Annotated in this window: 9 protein-coding genes and 1 pseudogene; all 10 read left to right on the forward strand. The window is 34.2% G+C overall.

What is annotated here, in order from left to right:
• A pseudogene (locus V7149_RS03875) lies at positions 1 to 310 on the forward strand (GNAT family N-acetyltransferase); the annotation flags it as partial.
• 160 nt (positions 311 to 470) lie between these two features.
• On the forward strand, positions 471 to 761 hold the full coding sequence (locus V7149_RS03880; RefSeq protein WP_335344341.1) for an RNA polymerase alpha subunit C-terminal domain-containing protein: 291 nt from the start codon (positions 471 to 473) through the stop codon (positions 759 to 761).
• 728 nt (positions 762 to 1,489) lie between these two features.
• Positions 1,490 to 1,687, forward strand: a complete 198-nt coding sequence (locus tag V7149_RS03885) for a hypothetical protein (protein WP_335344342.1) — start codon at positions 1,490 to 1,492, stop codon at positions 1,685 to 1,687.
• Positions 1,688 to 1,958: 271 nt separating this feature from the next.
• The gene (locus tag V7149_RS03890) at positions 1,959 to 2,531 is read left to right on the forward strand and encodes a GNAT family N-acetyltransferase (protein ID WP_335344343.1); all 573 of its coding nucleotides are present in this window, start codon (positions 1,959 to 1,961) and stop codon (positions 2,529 to 2,531) included.
• Between the two features lie 179 nt (positions 2,532 to 2,710).
• A complete protein-coding gene (locus V7149_RS03895; RefSeq protein ID WP_335344344.1) occupies positions 2,711 to 2,977 on the forward strand; it encodes a hypothetical protein in 267 nt (88 codons plus the stop codon).
• 159 nt (positions 2,978 to 3,136) lie between these two features.
• A complete protein-coding gene (locus V7149_RS03900; protein ID WP_335344345.1) occupies positions 3,137 to 3,427 on the forward strand; it encodes an inner-membrane translocator in 291 nt (96 codons plus the stop codon).
• A gap of 166 nt (positions 3,428 to 3,593) precedes the next feature.
• Positions 3,594 to 4,121 (forward strand): hypothetical protein, encoded by a 528-nt coding sequence (locus tag V7149_RS03905; protein ID WP_335344346.1) that lies wholly within the window; start codon positions 3,594 to 3,596, stop codon positions 4,119 to 4,121.
• A 169-nt stretch (positions 4,122 to 4,290) separates the two neighbouring features.
• Complete coding sequence (locus tag V7149_RS03910) at positions 4,291 to 4,914, forward strand: alpha/beta fold hydrolase (protein ID WP_335344347.1); 624 nt, start codon at positions 4,291 to 4,293, stop codon at positions 4,912 to 4,914.
• 267 nt (positions 4,915 to 5,181) lie between these two features.
• Positions 5,182 to 5,625 carry a YciI family protein gene (locus V7149_RS03915; protein ID WP_335344348.1) on the forward strand — a complete coding sequence of 148 codons (444 nt, stop codon included), beginning with the start codon at positions 5,182 to 5,184 and terminating at the stop codon, positions 5,623 to 5,625.
• 476 nt (positions 5,626 to 6,101) lie between these two features.
• Positions 6,102 to 6,498, forward strand: a 397-nt coding sequence (locus V7149_RS03920; RefSeq protein WP_335344349.1) for a DUF421 domain-containing protein, incomplete at its 3' end; no start/stop codon positions are given.

Here is a 6,498-nt window from a genome sequence, read left to right on the forward strand (position 1 = left end):
GAGTGGTACAAAGCTTATTGGATTTAAGATTGGATATGCATTGGATGATAATAAATTTTATAGTTGGATGGGGGGAGTGGATATCAATTATCGAAAATTTGGTGTAGCTTCGACCCTAATGGAAAAGCAACATCAATATGTAAGGGAACTGGGTTATAGTGTTGTTCAAACAAAAACAATGAATAAATGGCGTAATATGTTAATTTTGAATATAAAAAATGGATTTGATGTTATTGATACGTATACCGATGAAAAAGGAATACATAAAATTATTCTTGAAAATAATTTACTCAACCTAAAGGGTAGCTAGGGTTTAAGTATAAGTAGCTTTTAGGTTGTATATTCTATATTCAGCATTCGGGGCAGCATTCCTGAATAGGGACAAACATTGTTTTGTAGATATTGTATAACTAATATGCAAAATATAATATGTTAAAATTGGATACAGAATTTATTTGGAGGAGTTTATTTTGACAGTAGAAAAAAGTTTAAGGATTTGTGAAAAAGGACATAAGTATTACAAAAGTAGTGAGTGTCCAAGTTGTCCTACCTGTGATAAAGAGAATAAGCCTAAAAGTGGCTTTCTTTCGAAACTCAGTTCACCTGCAAGAAATGCATTGGTTCACGAAGGGATTGACACTTTGAAGGAACTATCAAAGTACACTGAAAAAGAAATTTTAAAAATTCATGGTATTGGGCCAGCTTCCTTACCTATTTTGAGAACTTCATTAGAAGAAGTAGGGTTATCATTTAAAGAATAAATGAACTACAATATGTGACATACTTTACTTAATTAACTAGTGCAAGAGTTCAAAAGTTAGACTTGAACTCTTTGCCTTATACGAAATTAAAGGATTAATAATAATTAATAAATATCCAAGTTCATCTAGATATTGGACAACTGGTGTTTGATAGTGTCCAAGATGCTTCTAGAATCACTGAGGGCTTCTGGCTTCTTCTGACCTGTTTCTTTCTGTTCATGATCTAAGAACTCTACAAGTAATCCAAGCCTCTCAAGAGTATGGATACTTTAAAGCCCTTACAAAAAGGTTTCCCTTATCTACAAAAGCTTGAACCGACTTTCTCCTTTTGAAATTTCCAGTCCAACGACTGGATTCATCCTCATCATCTCCTAATCTCTTATTTGCAGGTACCCCTAATTCTTCCTTCTTGCAGTGTCACAGCTTTGCTTGTTATTCTAGATTTATGTCCCAACCAGCCTCAACGTGTTTCTACAAGGAGGGGGTAAACTGTTTACTTTAACGGGATCTAAGTCCCATGGGCAGTTACATTTACCCTGGCTACCGTTAAAAATAAAACCCTATTAAAAATCGTCAACAAGAAATATTTTCTTATCTGGCTGACCTTATAATACGAAAGGGCGCTTTTCTGAAACAAGGAAAGCGTCTTTCTTCATGAAAAGGGCCAGATTGTTGAACAAAAAGTGATAAAATATGTATATAAAATTGCAATCTTGGGCGTGATGACAATGGATAATAGGTTATTAGAAATATTTGTGGAATGGGAAGATAAATTAGACAAAGATGAGTGGTATTTTAGTAATTCCTTCGAATTAATTACTAAGGGAATGTCTCCCAAAGAAGCGTTTAACTACATTCCAAATGTTATTGAGGTTTTATTACAATTAGGGGATGACTTTTTAGTAGGGAAACCCTTTACTTCTTAATTGAACTTTATAGTCTTGCTGACACCACCCAGATACATCCTCACCTCGAAAGTAATTGGTCTATGTTAACACAATATATTAAGAAATATGAGGACTCTTATGCTACTCCATTTAAAGAACTTAGACGACAACTTAGAATAAAAGAGTGAGGCTAGTACCTTAGACAAGTAACGGGGGCTTTATCACAATAGAGGCTGACCGCTTCTGGTGGTAAAACCGCAAAACAGTTAACAATGAAATCTACTTGACGAAAGTTTAGGAAGGAAAAACCATGGAAAAAAACAATCAAATTTTCGCAAAAACAACAAGTCTTATTTTAAGAAGATTTAGTCTTAACGACACTGATGACTTCCATTTTTATCGTTCAAATTCTGAAGTTGCTAAATTTCAATCATGGGAGAATTATCAATATCACGAAGCCGAATCGTTCGTTAATGAACAAAGTAAAAATAACCCTAATCAACCAGGTACTTGGTTCCAGTTTGCCATTGCTTTAGCTGAGACTAATCAACTCATTGGAGATTGTGCACTTCATACGCTTTTAGACGAACCCAATATTGTAGAAATCGGGTTTACTCTTTCTCCAGGATACCAGGGGAATGGATATGCAAGTGAGGCTGTTAGTGCGTTATTGGATTATATATTTAATGTATTAGGAAAACACAAAGTAATTGCACATACAGATGTTAGAAATAACAAGTCTATTGCTTTACTTGAACGCGTTGGTATGAAGCGAGAAGGGCATTTTTTACAAAATTACATGTCAAAAGGACAGTGGATTGACGAATATCAATATTCAATTCTTAAGTCTGAATGGGAGAGTACCTCAAACCTGTTAATTTAAGGAAGAAAGAGTTTTTCATCGTGTTAAGCTGGAAAGCCCATTACCGAAAGATATAAAGTTTTAACAATTCTACTTTACTTGAAGATCGTTGAGCTGCTTAGACGGCTCTTTTTTCTTGTTCAACTAAAGGTGCAGGATAGTGTAAAAAGCAGTAGTTGTGGTAATAGGGGGGGATGGATATGTTTTTCTTTAATAAAGAAGATGTTTATATAGGATTTTCAATGGAAGAATTTTCAAAGGTAAGAGCAATTTTAAAAAGAGAAGGTATTAAATATACCTATAAAGTTATTGATCCTTCAGGAAAATGGTTGGGACCTGGTACATCGAGAGGAAACTTTGGAAGTTTCGGAATGAACAAGAATTATAAACAACAATATGTTGTTTCTGTTAGAAAAAAAGACGCAGAGAATGCAAATAATTTTGTTCATAGTGTTTTGCATTTATAAGTTTTATTTCACTAATGGGTGCTTTACTTGAAGATCGTTGAGCTGCTTAGACGGCTCTTTTTTCTTGTTCAACTAAAGTGGCAGAATAGTACAACAAGGATGATGGTTATTTGTGGTAAAATTTAACTGATAGGGGGATATATTAAGGGAAATTTAATTTTGACATTATTCATCTTAATTATAATATCGCTTAATGTTGTTTTCTTTACATTGTTTAAAAAGGGAAAATTGAATCTTATGGTATCAGGCATCTTAATGATGGTACTTGCCCCAATGATTGGTTTTTCAAGTGGTGCATTATTTCTTCATTTTTATGATTGGAGTTCTGGAGGAACAGGCGAAGGTGCAGGCTATGGTGGAGCATTTTTAGGACTTATAACATTAGCTAATGGGGTTCTTATTCTGGTTATTGGAATTATAAGGTGGATTTTAAATTTCGTAAAAAAGTGAAGTGATGTTTGGTTATTCAAGTAAAGGGTGCTTTTATACAACAAGGAATACAATTAATAAGCCTAAAATATGAAAGGTTTCATGCCCTATCTTTAAGGTTTTTAACTAAAATCATGTGGAAATCATGTTAATTTATTAATAATTTTTAAGTAGGGAGGAAAAATGTATGAAACTAAGATTAACTTTAGTGATATTTTTGTCTTTAACCCTAATAGGATGTTCTAATACTACTCAGAGTGTATCGGAATATCCAGATTCTTCATTGAATCAAAATCAACAAACATCAGTTAAAAAGAATTATACCAAGGATGACGCAATAGCAACATTTAAGATGAACAGAGATTATAATAATTATGAAATCTTTGATTATATATTAGTGAAAGATGATAAATTACCAATGTTAAAGGCGGTTATTTCTTTTTACGATAAAACAGAAAATAATAGTTGCAATCTTGCTTTTATTTACGGAGATACGATTCAAAGAATAGGTTTTGCAGTAAATGAAGTAGATGGTGTAAAAACTTACGAAATCGCCGATAATAGTCGGTTAACTTATGTCGGGGATGGTACAGTAACAACATCAATTCTTAAAATAGAAACGAATGAAGTAATAGATTATAAAATTACTTTCTTATATGAAGAATCAACATCAACAACTAATTTTAATGTTGTAGCGGAGAAACTAACAAAATGAGTGGAGTTGACAAATCTATATTTTATAAAGTGATTGTGAAATTATACACTTAAACTAACGGATGCAATAGTTCAATAAGAAATAGGTGCATTATTACTAAAAAATAGAAAAGATTTAGTTTGTAAGGTATTATCAATATATAGAATTTATGAAGATGGAGGATACTTTAATGAGATACATCTTCGTTCATGGTTTAGGGCAAAGTTCCTCAAGTTGGGAGAAAACTATTTCTTACATGGGTGATACAACTCAAATTTCAAATCCTGATTTGTTTAACCTTTTGAAAGATAAAGAGCCTACTTACAACAATCTATACACCGCTTTCTCTGAATACATAGAAGAATATTCCGAGCCAGTTGTCCTTATTGGACTTTCTCTAGGAGCAGTAGTTGCATTGAATTATACGATTGACCATCCAAGTAGAGTTGACTCACTGGTTTTAATAGCACCACAATACAAAATGCCTAAAATGTTGCTTAAAGTTCAAAATACCATTTTTCGACTTATGCCAGAATCTCCTTTTCAGAAACTTGGTTCCAGCAAAAATGATTTTATTATATTGTCAAATTCTATGATGGAATTAGATTTTAGTAACGACTTAAAAAAGGTTCAGTGCAATACTTTGGTTTTATGTGGGGAAAATGATAAAGCGAATAAAAGGGCATCGGAGAAATTGGCAGATCAAATCGCAACAGCAGAAATTCGGACAATTATGGGTGTATGGCATGAAATAAATATGGAAGCTCCAGAAAATCTGGCGTCCATACTAAATGATTTTTTTAGAAAACATTAAAGGTAAATTCATTATTCTTATCAAAATTGCTTTTATTTAATTTTTTTATTCTTTATTGAACATCTCATTAAGTTTACATTTCTACTATTAGGTGCGATGATCCAGAAAGGGTTATCGCTTATTTTGTTGAAGTTATTAAGCTAACGGGCAGGTTAGTGGAAGAAGGGTATAGGAAGGAATATCCNNGATTTTGAAGATATCGGTTCGTTGTATTTATAAAGATGTTAATTAAGGGATTTGCCTTTAAAAAAGAAGGAGGAACTTTTTATGCTGTTTATGATAATTGTCAAAGCCTCAAAGAATTCGGAAGCCGGAAATCTTCCGAGCCCAGAGCTCAGGGAAGCCATGACGATGTACAATGAGGAATTAGTGAAGGCAGGCGTGCGAATTATGGCTAAAGGACTTCATCCAAGTTCAAATGGGATTCGGCTTTCGTATCCAAAACAAGGAGAAAAGCCGCTGGTCACGGATGGCCCATTTACGGAAACGAATGAATTGATTGCTGGGTTCATACTAATTGATGTGAATTCGAGGGAAGAAGCCATCGAGTGGGCCATGCGGATGCCGGATCCACAAGGACATGGGGAAGGTCAGATTGAATTGCGTCAAGTATTTGAGGCGCCGGAGCTGACCGAGGATCCGGAAATGTTGTCCAAGGAAGCGGAATACGCGAGAAATCTGAGAAGGGAAGACGATTGTGACCCTCTCTAGACAACTTGTATCAAAAACTAACGGACACACCATATTTAAATCTAAACTAAATCCAGAATGGTTAATTTTTAACACTGATTTTACAGGGAAAGTTATGAATGTCACAAAACTGATGGAAGGATCAGCATTCTTATTAACCCCACATTAATTAACTATCTAGACAATTATTATTTAATGCGGAAACTAGGATGCATATTGACCAAATGTTACAGGAATCTGAGTGGGATGCTGATACAGAAAAAATACAGTAGCGCACTGCTTCATGGATTCATCATTGTTTTTTAAATTCAATCTAGGTAGTTGTTGCACGTGTCTAGTCAAGGGTATTAGTTATGCTATTTTACCATTGGACCAACTAGCACTATGGCAGTGCTCATTTTTAATACTAATAAAAAGATTTTTCCCTAGATTAGATCTGGTCGAATCTACTCATACTATCGATAGTAATAGCCGAATTTCCCAGAGGTGAACCACATTTGGAACTAATTTACCGAGCAGTTATTGTGTTTTTGGTCGGATTTTTATTTTTAAGGCTGTCAGGAAAAAAGGCCGTGGCCGAAATGCACTCGTTTGATTTATTGTATTTCTTTGTGCTTACGAATATTATCAGTACACCGATAGAGGTCAATAATCTCGGGAAAGCCATCATCTATTCTGGAATCACTTTTATTATTTATAAAATTATCGTCCGTTTATCCCTACATAATAAATTAAGATGGCTCTTATATAGCAGCCCTACTGTATTGATTCGTAATGGGGACATCGATCGAAAGGGACTGAAAAAGGTACGAATGCCTGTGAATGAATTATTGTCCCATTTGCGGATGAAAGGGTACATGGATACGCAAAATATCGCTATTGCCGTTATGGAGG

It is taken from the genome of Bacillus sp. JJ1503, from assembly GCF_036965125.1.
Taxonomy (GTDB): domain Bacteria; phylum Bacillota; class Bacilli; order Bacillales; family Cytobacillaceae; genus Cytobacillus.